At 39.4% G+C, this 18955-nt stretch carries 25 protein-coding genes; all 25 read left to right on the top strand.

Translation table 11 applies throughout. The annotated features are described in order from the left end of the window. The first annotated feature begins 9 nt into the window (after nucleotides 1-9). Nucleotides 10-279 carry a 30S ribosomal protein S14 gene (gene rpsN / locus VCHSUH04_RS00600; RefSeq protein ID WP_005377140.1) on the top strand — a complete coding sequence of 90 codons (270 nt, stop codon included), beginning with the start codon at nucleotides 10-12 and terminating at the stop codon, nucleotides 277-279. A 27-nt stretch (nucleotides 280-306) separates the two neighbouring features. Continuing rightward, complete coding sequence (gene rpsH / locus VCHSUH04_RS00595; RefSeq protein ID WP_004695128.1) at nucleotides 307-693, top strand: 30S ribosomal protein S8; 387 nt, start codon at nucleotides 307-309, stop codon at nucleotides 691-693. A 24-nt stretch (nucleotides 694-717) separates the two neighbouring features. Next, nucleotides 718-1263, top strand: a complete 546-nt coding sequence (gene rplF, locus VCHSUH04_RS00590) for a 50S ribosomal protein L6 (RefSeq protein ID WP_039968986.1) — start codon at nucleotides 718-720, stop codon at nucleotides 1261-1263. 17 nt (nucleotides 1264-1280) lie between these two features. Beyond that, entirely contained in the window at nucleotides 1281-1661 is a 381-nt protein-coding gene (rplR, locus tag VCHSUH04_RS00585) for a 50S ribosomal protein L18 (protein WP_050781715.1), read from the top strand. 18 nt (nucleotides 1662-1679) lie between these two features. Further along, the gene (gene rpsE, locus VCHSUH04_RS00580) at nucleotides 1680-2183 is read left to right on the top strand and encodes a 30S ribosomal protein S5 (RefSeq protein WP_004695136.1); all 504 of its coding nucleotides are present in this window, start codon (nucleotides 1680-1682) and stop codon (nucleotides 2181-2183) included. A gap of 14 nt (nucleotides 2184-2197) precedes the next feature. Continuing rightward, complete coding sequence (gene rpmD / locus VCHSUH04_RS00575) at nucleotides 2198-2377, top strand: 50S ribosomal protein L30 (protein WP_004695138.1); 180 nt, start codon at nucleotides 2198-2200, stop codon at nucleotides 2375-2377. Nucleotides 2378-2399: 22 nt separating this feature from the next. After that, the gene (gene rplO, locus VCHSUH04_RS00570) at nucleotides 2400-2843 is read left to right on the top strand and encodes a 50S ribosomal protein L15 (RefSeq protein WP_060923780.1); all 444 of its coding nucleotides are present in this window, start codon (nucleotides 2400-2402) and stop codon (nucleotides 2841-2843) included. Nucleotide 2844: 1 nt separating this feature from the next. Beyond that, the gene (gene secY / locus VCHSUH04_RS00565; protein WP_105084922.1) at nucleotides 2845-4107 is read left to right on the top strand and encodes a preprotein translocase subunit SecY; all 1263 of its coding nucleotides are present in this window, start codon (nucleotides 2845-2847) and stop codon (nucleotides 4105-4107) included. Between the two features lie 12 nt (nucleotides 4108-4119). After that, entirely contained in the window at nucleotides 4120-4683 is a 564-nt protein-coding gene (locus VCHSUH04_RS00560) for an adenylate kinase (RefSeq protein ID WP_005385513.1), read from the top strand. A gap of 3 nt (nucleotides 4684-4686) precedes the next feature. Then, nucleotides 4687-5457 carry a type I methionyl aminopeptidase gene (gene map / locus VCHSUH04_RS00555; RefSeq protein WP_105084921.1) on the top strand — a complete coding sequence of 257 codons (771 nt, stop codon included), beginning with the start codon at nucleotides 4687-4689 and terminating at the stop codon, nucleotides 5455-5457. Between the two features lie 23 nt (nucleotides 5458-5480). Then, nucleotides 5481-5699: a translation initiation factor IF-1 gene (gene infA / locus VCHSUH04_RS00550; protein WP_004695147.1), complete on the top strand. Its 219-nt coding sequence runs from the start codon at nucleotides 5481-5483 to the stop codon at nucleotides 5697-5699. 26 nt (nucleotides 5700-5725) lie between these two features. Next, on the top strand, nucleotides 5726-5839 hold the full coding sequence (gene rpmJ / locus VCHSUH04_RS00545; protein ID WP_004695148.1) for a 50S ribosomal protein L36: 114 nt from the start codon (nucleotides 5726-5728) through the stop codon (nucleotides 5837-5839). Between the two features lie 23 nt (nucleotides 5840-5862). Further along, complete coding sequence (rpsM, locus tag VCHSUH04_RS00540) at nucleotides 5863-6231, top strand: 30S ribosomal protein S13 (protein WP_004695149.1); 369 nt, start codon at nucleotides 5863-5865, stop codon at nucleotides 6229-6231. Nucleotides 6232-6250: 19 nt separating this feature from the next. Continuing rightward, nucleotides 6251-6640 (top strand): 30S ribosomal protein S11, encoded by a 390-nt coding sequence (gene rpsK, locus VCHSUH04_RS00535; protein ID WP_004695151.1) that lies wholly within the window; start codon nucleotides 6251-6253, stop codon nucleotides 6638-6640. 71 nt (nucleotides 6641-6711) lie between these two features. Further along, nucleotides 6712-7716, top strand: a complete 1005-nt coding sequence (locus tag VCHSUH04_RS00530; RefSeq protein ID WP_105084920.1) for a DNA-directed RNA polymerase subunit alpha — start codon at nucleotides 6712-6714, stop codon at nucleotides 7714-7716. A gap of 12 nt (nucleotides 7717-7728) precedes the next feature. Beyond that, on the top strand, nucleotides 7729-8064 hold the full coding sequence (rplQ, locus tag VCHSUH04_RS00525; RefSeq protein ID WP_004695155.1) for a 50S ribosomal protein L17: 336 nt from the start codon (nucleotides 7729-7731) through the stop codon (nucleotides 8062-8064). Nucleotides 8065-8251: 187 nt separating this feature from the next. Continuing rightward, nucleotides 8252-9199, top strand: coding sequence for an energy-coupling factor transporter ATPase (locus VCHSUH04_RS00520; RefSeq protein WP_105084919.1), 948 nt, complete (start codon nucleotides 8252-8254; stop codon nucleotides 9197-9199). Further along, nucleotides 9199-10059, top strand: a complete 861-nt coding sequence (locus VCHSUH04_RS00515) for an energy-coupling factor transporter ATPase (protein ID WP_024064705.1) — start codon at nucleotides 9199-9201, stop codon at nucleotides 10057-10059. The genes VCHSUH04_RS00520 and VCHSUH04_RS00515 overlap by 1 nt, the downstream gene beginning before the upstream one ends. After that, nucleotides 10049-10852: an energy-coupling factor transporter transmembrane protein EcfT gene (locus VCHSUH04_RS00510; protein WP_105084918.1), complete on the top strand. Its 804-nt coding sequence runs from the start codon at nucleotides 10049-10051 to the stop codon at nucleotides 10850-10852. Before VCHSUH04_RS00515 ends, VCHSUH04_RS00510 begins: the two co-directional genes overlap by 11 nt. Further along, entirely contained in the window at nucleotides 10849-11634 is a 786-nt protein-coding gene (gene truA, locus VCHSUH04_RS00505) for a tRNA pseudouridine(38-40) synthase TruA (protein WP_105084917.1), read from the top strand. The genes VCHSUH04_RS00510 and truA overlap by 4 nt, the downstream gene beginning before the upstream one ends. Nucleotides 11635-11904: 270 nt before the next feature. Continuing rightward, a complete protein-coding gene (locus VCHSUH04_RS00500; RefSeq protein ID WP_105084916.1) occupies nucleotides 11905-13656 on the top strand; it encodes a 2-oxoacid:acceptor oxidoreductase subunit alpha in 1752 nt (583 codons plus the stop codon). Nucleotide 13657: 1 nt separating this feature from the next. After that, nucleotides 13658-14530 carry a 2-oxoacid:ferredoxin oxidoreductase subunit beta gene (locus VCHSUH04_RS00495; protein ID WP_105084915.1) on the top strand — a complete coding sequence of 291 codons (873 nt, stop codon included), beginning with the start codon at nucleotides 13658-13660 and terminating at the stop codon, nucleotides 14528-14530. 376 nt (nucleotides 14531-14906) lie between these two features. Beyond that, nucleotides 14907-16757, top strand: coding sequence for an MAG1210 family protein (locus VCHSUH04_RS00490; RefSeq protein WP_233188210.1), 1851 nt, complete (start codon nucleotides 14907-14909; stop codon nucleotides 16755-16757). Then, the gene (locus VCHSUH04_RS00485; RefSeq protein WP_024064444.1) at nucleotides 16750-17469 is read left to right on the top strand and encodes a LemA family protein; all 720 of its coding nucleotides are present in this window, start codon (nucleotides 16750-16752) and stop codon (nucleotides 17467-17469) included. The genes VCHSUH04_RS00490 and VCHSUH04_RS00485 overlap by 8 nt, the downstream gene beginning before the upstream one ends. A gap of 72 nt (nucleotides 17470-17541) precedes the next feature. Next, the gene (locus tag VCHSUH04_RS00480; RefSeq protein ID WP_105084914.1) at nucleotides 17542-18888 is read left to right on the top strand and encodes an MATE family efflux transporter; all 1347 of its coding nucleotides are present in this window, start codon (nucleotides 17542-17544) and stop codon (nucleotides 18886-18888) included. Nucleotides 18889-18955: the final 67 nt, after the last annotated feature.

Genomic DNA, 18955 nt, shown 5'->3' with positions numbered 1-18955 from the left:
AACATATAGATGGCTAAAAAATCTATGATTGAACGCGAAAAGAAACGCGCTAAAATCGTTGAAAAATATGCAGCTAAACGTGCAGCGTTAAAAGCAGCAGGTGATTATGAAGGCTTGTCCAAATTACCAGCAAATGCATCCCCAACACGCTTACACAACCGTTGCAACTTAACTGGTCGTCCTCACGGCTATATGCGCAAATTCGGTATCAGCCGTATTGCGTTCCGTGAATTGGCGTACAAAGGACAAATTCCTGGTGTTAAAAAAGCCAGCTGGTAATATTAGACGAGAGGAGGTTTTTAGATTATGGTAATGACCGATCCTATCGCGGATATGCTTACGCGCATCCGTAATGCAAATGCTGCACTTCATGAAACGGTAAACATTCCTGCATCTAGAATGAAAGCAGCTGTTCTTGACATCCTTTTACAAGAAGGTTTCGTAAAGAACGTAGAAAAAGAAGAAAACACTTTAAAAGTAACTTTGAAATATGGTTCCAATAACGAAAAAGTTATTACAGGAATTAAACGTATTTCCAAACCTGGTTTACGTGTTTACGCGAAAAAGGAAGAACTTCCTCGTGTACTTGGTGGTTTGGGTATCGCAGTTATTTCTACATCCAAAGGCGTTATGAGCGACAAACAAGCTCGTAAAGAAGGTCTTGGTGGCGAAGTAATCGCATACGTTTGGTAATAGTAGCAATAGGAGGTAGAAATAATGTCACGTATCGGTAGAATGCCTATCGAGATCCCTGCAGGCGTTACTGTTACATATGATAACCATCATATGAACGTAAAAGGTCCTAAAGGTGAATTATCTCGCGATTTGCATCCAGATATGAATATCACTGTTGAAGGTAACACAATTACAGTAGCTCGTCCTTCTGACAATAAAGCTCATCGTTCCCTTCACGGTTTGACTCGCGCTCTTGTTGCTAATATGGTAACAGGCGTATCTGAAGGATTCACAAAAACTCTTGAAATCAACGGTGTTGGTTACAGAGCGGCTAAACAAGGCAATAAATTAGCTCTTACACTTGGCTTCTCTCATCCAGTAGAAATGGAAGCTCCAGCTGGTATTACAATTGAAGTTCCAGCTCCTAACAAAATCGTTGTTTCTGGTGCAGACAAAGAAGTTGTAGGCGCAGTAGCAGCTGATATCCGTAAATGGAGAAAACCAGAACCTTACAAAGGTAAAGGTATCCGCTATGAAGGCGAAGTTGTTCGTCGTAAAGCTGGTAAAGCTGGTGCAAAAGGTAAATAGTAATATCATCTATATGAATGAAAGGAGTGAATATCTTGCCTCGTAAATCTAGTAGAAACATCGCTCGAGCAAAACGTCATCTTCGTATTCGCCGTCACATCTCTGGTACGGCAACTTGCCCACGTTTGAACGTATTCCGTTCTTTAGGCAACATCTATGCTCAAGTTATCGATGACGTAGCAGGTACAACTTTGGTAGCTGCTAGCTCTTTAGATAAAGATTTGAACTTGTCCTATGGTGGTAACGTAGCTGCTGCTAAAGCTGTTGGTGAAGCAGTTGCTAAAAAAGCTATCGCTAAAGGCATTGACACAGTAGTGTTTGACCGTGGTGGTTACATTTACCACGGCCGCGTAGCAGCCCTTGCAGAAGGTGCTCGTGAAGCAGGCTTAAAATTCTAAGAAGGAGGAACTATAGACATGGCGAGAATTGACTACACCAGTCTTGATCTTAAAGAAAGAGTAGTATTCATCAACCGCGTAGCCAAAGTAGTTAAAGGCGGTCGTCGTTTTTCCTTCAGCGCTCTTGTAGTTGTTGGTGATGGCAACGGTTATGTAGGCGTTGGCTTAGGTAAAGCAGCGGAAGTACCAGAAGCAATTCGCAAAGGTATCGATGATGCTAAGAAAAATATTGTAAACGTAGCAATTAAAAATGGTACAATCCCTCACAGCGTAACAGGCGTATTCGGCGCAGGCCGCGTATTCTTGAAACCAGCTGCTGAAGGTACTGGCGTTATCGCTGGTGGCCCTGTTCGTGCCGTATTGGAATTAGTAGGTGTTCGTAACATCTTGACTAAATCTTTGGGCTCTTCTAACCCTAACAATATGGTTCGCGCTACAATCGAAGGTTTGAAAGATTTGAAACGCGCTAGCGAAGTTGCAGAACTTCGTGGTAAAACCGTTGAAGAAATCTATAACGCGTAATAAGGAGACAAGAAATGGCACAAGTTAAAGTAACATTAACAAGAAGCTTAATCGGTCGTCCTGAAGATCAACGCGCGACAGTTAAAGCTTTGGGCTTGAAAAAAACTAATTCTCAAGTTGTAAAAGAAGTAACACCTCAAATCGAAGGTATGCTTCACAAAGTTAGACATTTAGTAAAAGTTGAAGAAGTTTAATACTGATAAGGAGGTGCACTGAATGAAACTTCATGAATTACAACCAGCTGCTGGTTCCAAAAAAGCTCGTACTCGTGTAGGCCGTGGTTTAGGTTCTGGCTTGGGTAAAACATCTGGTCGTGGTCAAAAAGGTCAAAACTCCCGTTCTGGCGGTGGCGTTCGCTCCGGTTTTGAAGGCGGCCAAATGCCTCTTTATCGTCGTTTACCAAAACGTGGTTTCAACAACGTTTTTGCTAAACAATATGCTGAAGTTAACGTAGAACAATTGAACCGTTTTGAAGACGGTGCAACAGTTGATCCAGTAGCTCTTATTGAAGCTGGCATTTTGAAAAATGTACGCGATGGCATTCGTATTTTAGGTAACGGTACATTGGAAACTAAAAACTTAACTGTTATCGCTAATGGCTTCACTAAATCTGCTGAAGAAAAAATTACAGCAGCAGGCGGAAAAGTAGAGGTGATCTAGGGTGCTAGATAGCCTCTCGAACATCTTTAAGATTACCGAACTACGTAATAAGATTCTTTATACATTAATGATGTTTGCTATCTTTAGAGCTGGTATTCACATTCCTGTTCCAGGTGTTGATGCATCTGTTATCGAATCCTTGTTTACATCCGGTAACCTATTCGGTCTATTAGACTTGTTTGCTGGTGGTGCGCTTAGTAAGTTCTCTATCTTTGCGATGAGTATTACACCTTACATCAATGCTTCCATCATCATGCAACTACTTCAGGCTGTGGTTCCTCAGTTTGAAGCATGGAGTAAAGATGGTGAAGACGGGCGTAAGAAAATAGCGAAGGTAACTCGTTATGGCACCGTAGTTCTCGGCTTTGTACAAGCCGCAGGCATGGCATTTGCTCTTAGAGCAAACAACGCTTTGGTAAATAATGATTTCCTTAGTGTATTCGTTGTGGCCATCATCCTAACAGCAGGCACATGCTTGTTGATGTGGATTGGTGAACAAATCACAGCATATGGTATAGGTAATGGTATTTCCTTGATCATCTTTGCTGGTATCGTAGCTCGATTACCTGATGGTTTAGAAACTATTTATCAATATATCCAAAACGGAACAATCAATATGTTCCAAGCATTCTTATTTGCTGTAATTGCTCTTGCGATGATTGCTGTCGTAGTTGCAGTTACACAAGGCCAACGTCGTATTCCGATTCAATATGCTAAACGCGTAGTAGGTCGTAAAATGTACGGTGGTCACTCTACATTCTTGCCGTTGAAAGTTAATCAGGCAGGTGTAATCCCAATTATCTTTGCGTCATCTGTGTTGATGTTCCCTGTGACGATTGCGCAATTTATTGATAATGAATATGTTCATAAAGCTGCGGATCTCTTTACATGGGGTACGCCGTTACAAACGGCATTGTATGCATTATTGATTTTTATCTTTACGTATTTCTATACTGCAATCTCTATCAACATTACAGATATGGCAGATAATATGAAAAAATACGGTGGTTTTATCCCAGGTATTCGTGCGGGTAAACCAACTGCTGATTATGTGGATAACGTGATGACCAAGATCACTTTGGCTGGCGCTGTATTCTTAGCTGTCGTTGCTATTATACCGAATTTCCTCGGTAGCATTACCGGCGTCCAAGGCGTATACTTTGGTGGTACGGCTCTCCTCATCGTTGTAGGTGTAGCGCTTGATACAATGCAACAAATTGAGTCGCTCATGGTAACACGCCACTATAAAGGCTTTGTGAAATAGGAGGGAAACAATATGTATATTCTATTAATGGGACCTCCTGGTGCTGGTAAAGGCACTCAGGCAGCTCGACTTATTGAAAAATACGGTATTCCCCAAATTTCAACAGGTGATATGTTCCGCGCTGCGATTAAGAACGAAACACCTCTTGGAGTTGAGGCTAAGAAATACATCGATGCTGGTCAATTGGTACCAGACAGTGTAACTGTTGGTATCGTACGTGATCGCTTGGTGAAAGATGACTGCAAATCTGGATTTATTCTTGATGGATTCCCAAGAACTACAGCGCAAGCTGTATCCTTGGATGCAATCCTTAAAGAATTAGGAATTTCTTTGGACGCTGTACTTAACTTAAACGTTCCTTCCGAGGAATTAGTTAAACGTATTAGCGAACGAGCTGTTCTAGAAAATCGTGCTGATGATAACCCTGAAACAGTACAGAAACGTCTAGCTGTGTACGAAGAATCTACTAAACCATTAATCGACTACTATCGCAATAGCGGTTTATATGAAGAAATTAATGGTTTACAAGATGTAGACGCAGTATTTGCTGACATCATTAAGGCTTTGGAGAAATAATCCATGATTATTTTGAAATCGCCCCATGAAATTGAATGTATCCGCAAGGCAAGTAAGCTTACAGCAGACACGTTGTCCTTGTTAGTAGAAAAGGCTAAACCTGGCATCACGACGCTTGAGTTAGATACAATTGCCGAAGAATATATTCGCAGCCACGGTGGTATACCAAGTTGTAAAGGGTACTATGGATTCCCTGCTACAATCTGTGCTTCTATCAATGATGAAGTTGTTCATGGTATTCCGAGCGCTAAGCGTAAGCTTAAAAACGGTGATGTCCTCAGTATTGATCTTGTATCAGCTATTGATGGATATCACGGCGATTCGGCTGTGACGATTCCTATCGGTCACGTCAAACCAGATGTGATGAAATTGTTAAAAGTTACAGAAGAAAGTCTGTTCAAGGGAATTGAACAAGTGAAAGTTGGCAACCGTATCGGTGCTATCGGTCATGCTGTTCAAACGTATTGTGAGAAACATGGTTACGGTGTCGTTCGCGACTTCGTAGGTCATGGTTTAGGCCGCGAAATGCATGAAGATCCGCAAATACCAAACTATGGTAGTCCTGATCAAGGACCTCTTATGAAACCTGGTATGGTATTGTGTATCGAACCGATGATTACTCTAGGTACGCATCGTGTTCGTGTATTAGGGGATGACTGGACAGCAGTTACCGTAGATGGTAAACCTGCTGCTCATTTCGAACATACAGTGGTTGTTACAGAAAACGGCCCTGAAATATTAACCATGCGTGATGAACCGCGGTTAATTAAATAAAACAGGTAACCGGAGGAAAAGATATGTCAAAAGAAGACGTTATTGAGGTGGAAGGTACGGTAGTTGAGGCTTTACCGAATGCCATGTTCCAAGTTGAATTGGAAAATGGTCATATCGTATTGGCTCATGTGTCAGGTAAAATGCGTATGAATTTTATCCGTATTCTTCCTGGTGATAAAGTTACTATGGAACTGACACCGTATGACTTAAATCGTGGTCGCATCACCTATCGCTTCAAATAAGCATAGGGTCCACAAAGGAGGTACTAATGAAGGTTCAACCATCAGTTAAAAAGATATGCGAAAAATGTAAAATCATTAAACGCAAAGGCCGTGTAATGGTTATTTGCGAAAATCCAAAACATAAACAAAAACAAGGATAATCTGATAGGAGGTGGATGATTAGATGGCACGTATCGCCGGTGTAGATTTACCTCGTGATAAACGAGTGGAAATTGGTTTAACTTATATTTATGGTATTGGTCCAACTTTAGCATCTGAAATCATTGCTAAAACTGGCATCAATCCTGACACACGTGTTCGTGATCTTTCTGAAGATGAAGTAGCGAAAATCCGTGAATTGTTAGATGCTGATTACAAAGTTGAAGGTGACCTTCGTCGTGAAGAAGCTCTTAACATTAAACGCTTAATTGAAATCAACTCCTATCGAGGCAAACGTCATCGTATGGGTTTACCACTTCGTGGTCAACGTACTAAAACGAATGCACGTACTCGCAAAGGTCCTAGAAAAGCAATTGCTGGTAAAAAGAAATAAGATAAAGGAGGGATAAAGCGTGGCTAAAAAAGTTGTTAGAACTAAAAGAAAAGAAAAGAAACATATTGAATCCGGTGCGGCTCATATTCGTTCTACATTCAATAACACTATCGTAACTTTGACAGATACAAACGGTAATGCGTTGTCTTGGGCTTCCGCTGGTGGCTTGGGCTTCCGTGGTTCCCGTAAATCCACTCCATTCGCTGCTCAAATGGCTGCTGAACAAGCTGCTAAAGCTGCAATGGAACATGGTCTTCGCACTGTTGAAGTATTCGTAAAAGGTCCTGGATCCGGCCGTGAAGCTGCAATCCGTGCTTTACAAGCTGCAGGTCTTGAAGTTACTTCCATTAAAGACGTAACTCCAATTCCTCACAATGGTTGTCGCCCTCCAAAACGCCGTCGTGTATAATTAATAGCGGCCGATTTGATACGGTGCTATAATTAAACTATGAACGTGTGTTGTATAGGAGGATGTTCCTGATGAGCGAAGAAAAGAAACTTAAAATCGAGAAAGTGGACATCGCCGAAGGCGGTCGCTATGGTAAGTTTGTATGTGAACCATTAGACCGTGGCTATGGTATCACTCTCGGTAATAGCTTACGCAGAATTTTGCTTTCATCCTTGGATGGGGCAGCTATCACCTCTATCAAAATTGATGGAGTTCTTCATGAGTTCTCTACTATTCCTGGTATTCGCGAAGACGTTACGGATATCATCCTTAACTTAAAGCAATTGTGCATTAAAGTTGAAGAAGATGTTCAATTACCTTTGGAAGTTCATTTTGACTTCCAAAAGGACGGCGTATTGACAGCTGCTGACTTGGCTGAACAATTCCCACCAGAAGTAGAAGTATTGAATCCTGAACTAGTGATTGCGACAATGGATGAGACAGCTCATCTCGTAATGGACGTAGTAATCGAACGTGGCAAAGGTTACGTTCCTTCCACGAAGAATAAAAAAGATACAGATGTAATCGGTTGTATTCCAATCGATTCCATCTTCTCTCCAATTCTTCGTGCCAAATACGAAGTGAGTGATGTTCGTGTAGGCAATGAAATGGACTTTGACAAACTTACATTAGAAGTTTGGACTGATGGTTCCATTACTGCTGCTGATGCAGTAGCAAAATCTGCTGCCATTATGATTGGTTATTTAGGGAACTTCACTAAATTAGCGCACTCTGCAGATGTTGTAGATGTAAACACAGGTGAAGGCGGTATCGTTGTTGATCCAGTAGGTTCCGATAATGAAGAACCAGCTGTAGATGACGGCCCAGCAAAGATTTCCATCGATGAGTTGGAACTCTCTGTTCGTGCGTATAACTGCTTGAAACGTGCTGGCATTAATACAATTGCAGATTTGCTAGACAAAACCATTGATGACTTAGGAAAAGTTCGCAATTTAGGTAAAAAATCCATCGATGAAATTGAGGAAAAACTCAACAATCATCCAGGTGGTTTTCACCTTAAACAAAAAGGCGAATAAGGAGGAAGACGAATGTACAGAAAATTAGGCCGCGACAGCTCCGCTCGTAAAGCGTTGTTCCGTAGCATGTTAACATCTTTCTTCCAATATGAGCGTATTGAAACTACAGAAGCTAAAGCGAAAGAACTTCGCTCTTTAGCTGATCAAATGGTAACTTTGGCTAAACGTGGTGATCTTCATGCACGTCGCCAAGTTCTTGCATACCTCATGGATGAAAGCGTAGTAAAAAAATTGTTTGATACAATTGCTCCAAAATATGCAGACCGTCAAGGTGGTTACACTCGTGTAATCAAAACTGGTCTTCGCAAAGGTGACGCTGCACCTTTGGCTATTATCGAGTTAGTTTAATCAAACTCATACGGTGTTGTAACTTATGTTGCAGCACCGTTTTTTTATTGTCAATTTTATGGTACAATCGATTAGTATAATATCGTAATATGTTAGCAGTTATCGTAAATATTGAATATGTATTGTTAACCGCAAAGGGGTTTACTTTCATAGAAACGAAATTGACTAGAAAGATATGAGGTTATCCATGAATGAAAAGGACATTATGATTGAGGTCAATCATATGAGTCATATTTATACTGATGAAAATGGCAATGATGTACATGCACTAAATGATGTGAGTTTATCCATCAAGCGTGGTGAGTTTGTTTGTATTATCGGTACTAATGGTAGTGGTAAAAGTACACTAGCCAAGCATTTCAACGTGTTATTACAACCTAGTGAAGGTTATATCAATGTATGTGGCTATGATACGCGTGATGAAGAACATATTTGGGATATACGCCAACATGTAGGTATGGTGTTCCAAAATCCGGATAACCAAATAGTGGCAGCTGTCGTAGAAGAAGATGTTGCCTTTGGTCCAGAAAATCTTGGAATTCCTAGTGCTGAAATTAGAAAACGTGTCGATGCAGCATTAGAGGCTGTTAATATGACTGAATATAGAGAGCATGGTCCTCATTTGTTGTCTGGTGGTCAAAAGCAACGTATTGCTATTGCTGGCGTACTTGCCATGAAACCTGATTGTATCGTTCTTGACGAACCAACGGCTATGCTCGATCCAAAAGGTCGTCGTGAGGTATTAGAGACAGTTCATAAACTCAATAAAGAAGAAGGTATCACTATCGTGTACATTACACACTTTATGGAGGAAGCTGTCACAGCTGATCGTGTGGTAGTTATGAAAAATGGTGTGAAATTACATGATGGCACTCCTCGTGAAATCTTCAGTCATGTAGATACCTTAAAAGGCCTTGGCCTCGATGTTCCAGTTGCATCTGAAATTGCTTTTAAATTAAATGAAAAAGGTTATGAGGTCGGTAAAAGTATCATCAATAATGAAGAATTAGCTGTAGGTCTTAAACATTCTAAATTAGCTGACCAACTACTAGATAATCATAATGTAGGGGCTAACACTATAAGTTCTCCTACCAATGAAGATGTAAATGCAGTAAGAGGGGAGGGCACACACTAATGGCGATTGTATTAGATAATATTACTTATACCTATGGTGTAGGTACTCCATTTGAAAAGACAGCCCTTCACGGTGTATCTCTTACTGTTGAAAACGGTGAGTTTTTAGGCATCATTGGTCATACCGGCTCTGGTAAATCTACCTTTGTACAACATTTAAATGGCTTATTACACCCTACAACAGGAACGGTTACCGTTAATGGTGTAGATATTAGTGCTTCTACGGAGGAAGCTAAAAAGATGCGCCATAAGGTAGGCATGGTTTTTCAATACCCAGAACATCAGTTATTTGAAGAAACTATTGCTGAAGATATTGCCTTTGGCCCTAAAAACTTAGGCCTCAGTGCTGATGAAGTAGATGAACGGGTACGGGAGGCAATGAAATTTGTAGGTCTTGATTACGACACCTACGCGGAGCGCTCTCCATTTCATCTATCTGGTGGACAAATGCGCCGTGTTGCCATCGCTGGTGTAGTGGCTATGAATCCAGATTTCCTAGTTCTTGATGAGCCATCTGCAGGCCTCGACCCATTTGGTCGTGAAGAAATCTTTGAAGAGATCATTCGACTTCATAAAGAAAAGGGCATTACTGTAATCCTTGTATCACATAACATGGAGGATATTTCTCGCATGGCATCTCGCCTCGTGGTACTCGATAAAGGTCGTATCGTTCTCGATGGGGAACCGATGGATATCTTTAATAATCATCGAGATGCATTGCAAGCTGTTGGTGTAGACGTACCACCAGTGTCTGTAACTATGGAATATTTGCGTGAACAAGGCTTAGATGTATCTAATCGTGTATTATCTGTAGATGATGCAGTACAAGCCATTCTAGAAGGAGGTAGCCATGTTAAATAACATTACTATTGGGCAATACTTCCCAGGAAACTCCTTCTTGCATCGCATGGATCCTCGTGCCAAGATTATTGCTACAACTATCTTTGTGGTAGCTATTTTCCTAGCAAATTCTCCTCTTGCGTATGGCTTGGTAGGGGCATTTACCATCTTTGCTATGTTGTTATCAAGATTGCCATTACGCTTGATGTGGTCAGCTATTAAACCACTTTGGATTATCATCGTATTTACTATGGGTATTCATATCTTTACGACCCCAGGTAATTCACTTTTCCAATGGGGCATTATTAATATTACAGATCAAGGCTTAGCTATGGGTCTACAAATGGCAGCACGATTAATCTTTTTAATCTTGTTCTCATCCCTATTGACCTATACGACATCACCAATTCGTTTGACCGATGGTATTGAGCATTTGCTAAACCCATTCCGTTGTATTGGCGTACCTGCCCATGAATTGGCTATGATGATGACCATTGCATTGCGTTTCATTCCTACTTTATTGGATGAAACAGATCGTATTATGAAAGCTCAATCTGCTCGTGGTGCAGACTTTGTAACCGGGTCTATCATTCAACGGGCAAAAAATATGGTACCTTTATTGGTTCCTTTATTCATCAGTGCATTTAGACGTGCTGATGAACTGGCTATTGCTATGGAAGCGCGTTGCTATCGAGGTGGTGTAAACCGTACGCGCATGAAAGAACTACAAGTTACCTATGTAGATTATATCGGCGTAGGAGCTGTCATTTTGGTTACCATCGTACTCATCGTTTTATGGTGGCTTGATCTATGAGGAATATACGGATTATAGTTGCTTATGATGGCACCGATTTAGCGGGCTATCAAAAACAACCTGATGATAAGGGCTTAACCGTACAAGGTTGTTTAGAATATGGCTTATCAAAAATCTGTAATGAGCCTATTCAAATCTACGGTGCTTCTCGTACGGATGCAGGGGTACATGCGAAGTTTCAAGTCTGTACATTCCAAACATCTGGATCTATACCGGTAGAAAATATTCCTCGCGCTATGATTGCGCATATCCCAAAGGATATAGTCGTTCTTGAAGCCGTGGAAATTCCTCTTGATTGGAAGCCTCGATGGAATATATATGGTAAGGAATATGTATATACCATTCATAATCAGCTCATTGCCAATCCTTTGACAAAACGATACCATTGGCATGTTAAGAAGCCTCTTAATATCGACCTCATGCAAGCTGCAGGCAATGAATTATTAGGCACCCATGACTTTACAACCTTAAAGGGGACGAATTCAACGCCCGCTGATCCGGTAAAAACAATTATAGGAATTCATGTAGAGGCAGAAGGCTCTCATGTTACCATTTCTGTAGTGGGAGATGGGTTCTTATACCACATGGTTCGCAATATTGCAGGGCTTCTCGTCGATGTAGGCCTTGGAAGACGCAAGGTGGAGGATATTAAGGGCTATTTGGCTGCTAATGATCGTCGTGTTATAGGCAAAACGGCGCCAGCCCAAGGGTTATGTTTAGAGGAGATATTCTTTACGGAAGAACGTCAGCAAGAGGTATTACAGAATAAATATTCTATATAATTTTGTATAGACTGCATTCTCCTAGAATTTATTTAAAACGATAACTATTAATACTAAAAGGATACTACTTAGCATGTAGTATCCTTTTTTCTTATAATTTTTAGTTATAATGCCTTAATTTATACCTATTATTATGTGAAATGATACATTGTAAACCCAATATATACATGATACAATGACGATATGGACAGGTTCGTACTATAAAACATTAACATAGTAAGGTAGACTCTTGTCAGCAGTGTAATTTTTATCCTAAGGAGGGTGAATCTCTTGCAAAAACGTAAAGATTTTATCTGGAAAATGGGCGGCCAACAAGGTGAAGGTATCGAGAGTTGTGGCGAAATCATGGCGACAATCCTCGCTAAAGAAGGTTATTCCTTGTATAGCCAACGTTTATTTGCATCTCGTATCAAAGGTGGTCATACTACATTCGCATTGCGCGTTGCATTAGAACAAATTATGTCTATTGGTGAAGGCGTAGACTTCTTGCTTTCTCTTGATCAAGAAACAGTTGATATGCATGGTTCCGAAGTTCGCGATGGCGGTTACATCATCTGTGACAGCAAAGTAAATCCTGACTTCTCTAAATTTGAAGGTACAAAGGTTAATTGCTTGTCCTTGCCAATCTCTGAAACCGCAATGAAACAAGGTTCCTTGTTGATGCGTAATATCGTAGCACTTGGTATGTCTGTTGCACTTCTTGGTTTCGATACTAAGATGTTTAAAGATGCGATTGCTGCTAAATTTGCGAAAAAATCCCAAGAAATCGTGGATAAAAACTTAGCTGCCTTTGACGACGGTCATGGCCTTGTAATGGAAAAATTGGGTGATGTGGAAATCGATACATTGCCAGCTCCTGGTAAGAAAGATCAAATGTTCTTATTAGGTAATGAAGCATGTGCTTTAGGTGCTATTGCTGCGGGTTCTCGTTTCATGGCATCTTATCCTATTACTCCAGCATCTGAAGTAATGGAATATATGATTAAAAATATGGATAAATTGGGTGCTACAATCGTTCAAACAGAAGACGAAATTGCAGCATGCATGACAGCTATGGGCGGCGTATACGCAGGTGTTCGTGGTTTTACATGTACTTCTGGCCCTGGTCTTTCCTTGATGGCAGAATCCTTATCTATGGCTTCCATGGCAGAATTGCCAATGGTTGTTATCGATGTTCAACGCTCTGGCCCATCTACAGGTATGGCTACAAAGGTTGAACAATCCGATATTGATGCGGCTTGCTACAACGCACATGGTGATTACTCAGGTATCGTAATTTCTCCAACATCTATTGAAGAATGCTTCTATGAAATTCAAAAAGCTTTCAACTTGGCAGAAATGTACCAATGTCCAGTTATCTTCATGCCTGATTTGCAACAAGGTTTGAATAAACAATCCGTTCCTTCCTTCGACTTGAACCGTGTACCTATTAACCGCGGTAAGATGATGAAAGAAGCTGATCTTCCTGAATTGGAACAACCTAAATACTTCAAACGCTTTGAATTGACTGAAGATGGTATTTCTCCACGTACAATTCCTGGTATGAAAAATGGTCTATTCCTTTCCACTGGTTTAGAACATAATGAAGAAGGTAAACCAGCAGAAGCTCCTACAATGCACGTAGCGCAAACTGATAAACGTTTCCGCAAATTGGAAACTGTAGCTGATAACTACGAACCATTCTTGAATAACGCTAAATACGACGAAGCAGATGTTCTCGTTGTAGGTATGGCTTCTAGCCGTGGCGCTATCGAAGAAGCTGTTGCTGAATTCGATCAAGAAGGTGTTAAAGTTAACCACTTGCAATTGCGCTTGATTAAACCATTCCCAGCAAAACAATTACAACCATTCATGGATGCTGCGAAAAAAGTGGTTATCGTTGAGCACAATGCAACAGGTCAATTGACTAACTTATTTAAAATCAACATGCATAAGAAATCTAAAATTTCCAGCTGCTTGAAATACGATGGTAATCCATTCACAAAAAGTTATGTGAAAAATGCGATTAAGGAGGTCCTATAATATGACAACAGCTAAAGATTACAGAAACGATATTCGTCCTAACTGGTGTCCAGGCTGTGGCCATTATGGGGTTCAAGCAGCGATTACTGACGCTGTAGTAGCGAAAAATATTCCACCAGAAAAATTAGCAGTAATTTCCGGTATCGGTTGCTCTAGCCGTATCGGTGGTTATTTCTACGCATATGGTGCACATACAACTCATGGTCGTGCGCTTCCTTACGCACAAGGCGTTAAACTTGCTAACCAAGACTTAGAAGTTATCGCTTGCTCTGGTGATGGTGATGCGTTCGCTATCGGTATGGGTCATACTATTCATGCTTTCAAACGTAATGTAAATATGACATACGTCGTAATGGATAACCATGTATATGGTTTGACTAAAGGTCAAGCATCCCCTCGTTCCGATATCGGTTTTGTTACAAAAACAACACCTCGTGGGGCATTCGAATCTCCATTGTCCGTTTGTGAAACTGCAATCGCTGCAGGTGCTACATTCGTAGCACAAGGTTACATGATTAACCGTGCACAACTTGTAGAGTTGATTCAAAAAGCAATGGATCATGAAGGTTTCTCCTTCATCAACGTATTCAGCCCATGTGTTACATACAATAAACACAACAGCTATGACTGGTTCAAAGAACATTTGGTAGAATTGCCAGAAGGTTATGACCCAACAGATCGTGCAGCAGCACTTAAAACATTGGGTGAAACTGATGGCTTGGTAACAGGTGTTATCTATCAAGATACTACTAAACCTTCCTTCGAAAAAGCTCTGGCAGCAGCAAATGGTGGTCCACATCCTCGTCCATTAACTGAAGATGTTGTAAAACCAGATCAAGCGCTATTCGATAGCCTTTGCAATCAATTTAAATAATCTTATCTAAATTGAATCATGTATAATCTGAACCCCTCTTTACTGAATGTCTGGTAAAGAGGGGGTTTTACATTATGACATTATGAATAGTATGATTACTTTAGAGTGTTCTGAATGATATGGTTATTTTATAGTGTTATGAATGATATGATTATTTTATAGTGTTATGAATGATATGGTTATTTTATAGTGGTATGAATCGTATTATTACTTTACGGAGGTTTTCTTAATTGATATACTAATTTATAATTTAGGATATTTATAATTAAGTAAAATTTGAACGCTTATAAATATAAGAGGCTATTATTTCAGAATATGAGGCATAATGGAAACGTATAGAAGTATCATTTACTATGCGATTCATTAAGGAGAGGGAATGAGTAACGTGTCGAATGAATATAATGAAGCATTACTAGAGCCACTTAAGTATTATCGGGAAGAGTTAAAGGACGCGTTTCAACAAGTAACCGAAGAATACTTTCAACAATTAGTAGATCAATCAAAGATTGATATAGATAACAACAAAGTATTAATAGATAAGTATACTGAGGTATCAGAAAATCGCGATCAATCAAACACATCCTATAAACGATTTGGTCTTATTAAAAAGGTTGATATTGTTATTGGTATAGGTGCCATTATTTATGGTATTTATCAGTTTTCACAAGATCATATTGATATTGTAGCGGTTATTGTTTCTATACTTATATTAGTTCTATGTGTAGGGCTTTACCTATATTGGATTAAGCCTAATAGTAAGAGCCTTGAAGAAAAACTTAATGATTTAGATGCTACATTAGCTAACATGCGTCAAGAAGGCTATGAGATGATGGCCCCTTTAAACGATCTATTTCATAGTGAAATGACTGTAGAACTTATAAAAAAGGCGATTCCTTTTATTCATATGGATTCTAACTTTAATATTGAACGATATGAACAGCTCGTTAAAGATTATGGATTCTTAGAAAAAGGTGATGTAAATCATTCCACCTTAGATATTGCGTCTGGTGATATTTTAGGAAACCCCTTTGTTTTTCTGAAGCGCATAATCCACTGGATGGATGATTATACGTATGAAGGCACCTTAAATGTTACGTATACAGAAGAGTATGTTGATTCTAATGGGAATCTAAAAACTCGTGATGTTAACGAAACATTACGGGCCGTTATAAGACAACCAGGTCCTTATTATGCCAATAAAGTATCTTTAGTGTATGGTAATCATGCAGCACCTAACCTAACATTCCATAGGAAGCCACCGGAAAAAGGATTCTTTAATTTCGGTAGCGCTAAGAGTAAGATAGCAAAAGGTATTGCTAGTCTTAGACAGAAGAGTCAGGATTCATTGGAGAATGGCGGTAGCTTCCAAGCTTTAGCCAATGAAGAGTTTGATGCACAATTTAATGCATTAGATCGCAACAATGAGGTTGAGTTCCGCGTACTATTTACGCCATTAGCACAAAACAACTATAAGGATATTTTTGAAAACTCTCCATATGGAGATGATTTTATATTTAATAAAGAGTGTAAAATTAATGAGATTAAAGCTGACAATTCTCAAAATTGGGACTTTGATACATCACCATCTCAGTATTATGATTTTTCATTCCAAAAGATTAAAGAGAAGTTCATTAATTACAACTGCAGTTACTTTGATCACATGTATTTCTCATTCCTACCAATTTTAGCGATTCCTGTGTATCAACAAATGGCTTCTAATGATTATATTTATGGCAAGTCTTATAATTTCAAATATAATGATTACATTACAGAAATGCTAGCAAATAAAATGGGACTTAATTTATTTGTTCCTCCTGATGCGGCTCAGCGGAATAATGTAAAAACAATTCTTAAGACTAGCCACCATAAAAATGAAGGTGACTCTGAGGTAATTAAGGTAGATGCCTATTCTTATAGAACGATTGAGCATATAGATGAAGTGCCGGTAAGAGCTGGTAATGGTAGAACCTATTATGTTCCAGTCCGCTGGGACGAGTATGTTCCTGTTACAAAACATGAATTTATAGAGGTTTCAGAAATTAAATCTGCTGGAGAGGATTTTAAGCATATTAAAGGTCTAGATCAGTATCAAAAATCTGAAAATAATAGAGATAGGTCTTTTGCATACGATCACTTTATGGCAGGTAAACTATATCGACAAAATCAGTCTCTCGACGATTTATTAAATACTATTTACAAAGAATTTGGAGGTACCCAAAATGGCTAACCAACTCGACGAAATGAATCCGGAAATTATGTCTGAAGGCAGAGATGTGCATGTTATCGCTAAGGTAATCCCTGTTGAAACTAGTGGCTTTGAAAAACTTCTTCCAACGATCCTTATGGCAGTTGGTGTTATCGGTATCGTTTTAGGCATAGTTATAGACAAGTATCTAGTATCTATTATTGGCGCCATTGTATTGATTTATCCATGGTGGCGATTAAAACAAATTAGCTCAGAGTTTAATATGATGGAACAAAGAATTCAAAATGCTGCATCCGAAATTGATAACTATATGGAGCAACGTGTTGTGATTCTTTCTAATGCGGCTAAACTTGTGGAAAAATCTATTGAAGTTGATAAGGATATCCTTGTAGACATTGCTAAGTATAGAAGTGGTAATTTTTCTGAAGAATCTAGAAGTGATGTGAATGCACAACTTAACAAGGCTACAAGAGCCCTCAACGTAGCTATAGAAAATTATCCTGAATTACAAAGCCAAGATACAATTCGTGATGCAATGCAACAAAATTCTTACTTACAAAAAGAAATTACTGCAGCTAGAACGTTGTATAATGATGCTGTAAATACTTGGAATAGAGAAATCTTTGAATTCCCATTTAAAAAGATTGTAGCTGCAAAAGAAGGTAGAACTACTAGAATTCCATTTATTGCAGATCAAGAAACTAAAGAAAAAGCTAAAGGCGTTTTCTTTTAAGTGATAGGCAATTGGGTGTTAGTGTATAAAGGGCATACCATGAAATCTGACATTAGTATATAAGGGGATACTATGAAGTCTTATGAAAAAGGGATTAGCTTGTCCATCTGGACTTTGAGTTGGCCTATATTTATCGAAGTGTTCCTACAGCTGTTAGTAGGTAATATAGACCAAGTGATGATGAGCCATTACTCTCCTCAAGCGGTAGCAGCTGTGGCTAATGCCAATCAAATTTTAAATATCTTTATTATGCTCATCATTGTTATGAGTACAGCTACGACGATTTTGATTGCTCAATATTTAGGGGCCCGTAATCAGTCGAAGTTATCAGAGGTGTGTACGGTTAGCTTGGTGCTGAACTTTTTCTTCTCGTCTATAGCGGCCGTATTCTTTATCACCTGTCATAAATGGATCTTTACGTGGCTTGGTATTCCGCCAGAAACGATGAGTGATACATCTGTATATACAACCATTGTAGCAGCAGGATTACCAATTCAAGCTATGTACTATGCATTGGTAGCAGTATTTAGGGGGCATTCATTAACACGTATTACCATGTATATTGCACTGGTTATGAATGTTATCCATATCACAACTAACTATGTATTAATATTTGGTCATGGTCCCATACCAAGCCTTGGTGTACTAGGGGTATCAATTTCTACCTGGTTATCTAAGGTGGTAGGCCTCGTAATTATTGGCTATACCTTTAAGAAGTTGCTTACTTTAGAGGTGAGCTTCAAATTTTTAAAACCATTCCCGTGGCATACGGTTAAGTCTTTACTGAATATCAGTGTTCCCTCTGGTGGTGAAACCTTAAGTTATCAGTTATCTCAGACAACGATTATGAAAATGGTCAATATCCTAGGGCTAGCTGTTATTAATACAAAGGTGTATGTATCAGTTGTTGCCATGCTTTGCTATGTATATACCATAGCATTAGCAAATGCATCTCAAGTTATTGTGGGTTACCTGATGGGGGCTAAACGACAAGCTGAGGTGACAAATCGCGTATGGCATTCTATGTTGTTAGCCATTGCCATTAGTGTAGGACTGGCTACGTTCTTTTATATTACCAGTGATATTGTACTATCCATATTTACTACGGATCCAGAAATCCTATCGTTAGCACATAATGTATTACTGATTGAGATTTTTCTTGAGTTAGGTCGTGCCGTTAATATTGTTATGGTTGGCTGCTTACAAGCAGCAGGGGATATTAGAACACCGATGCTCGTAGGCATTTTTGGCATGTGGTTATGTGCTGTACCATTGTCCTATCTATTTGGAATTTACTGGGAATGGGGGCTCGTAGGCATTTGGATTGCCATGGCGGTAGATGAAATTTTACGAGGTTTATTATTTGTATATCGCTGGTATAGTGGGAAGTGGAAAAATAGACGCCTCATAGAGGCATAGTCTTATATTTACACGATTTCAATATACTTTTAGTAGTTTGTAGATATAGTTAGCCTTACATTAGAGA

This window comes from Veillonella sp. T14073-2 (assembly GCF_002959875.1).
In the GTDB taxonomy this organism is placed as follows: Bacteria; Bacillota; Negativicutes; order Veillonellales; family Veillonellaceae; genus Veillonella; species Veillonella infantium.
The sequence above is the reverse complement of the archived record's forward strand: the minus strand, read 5'-3'. Positions and strand labels throughout refer to the sequence as shown.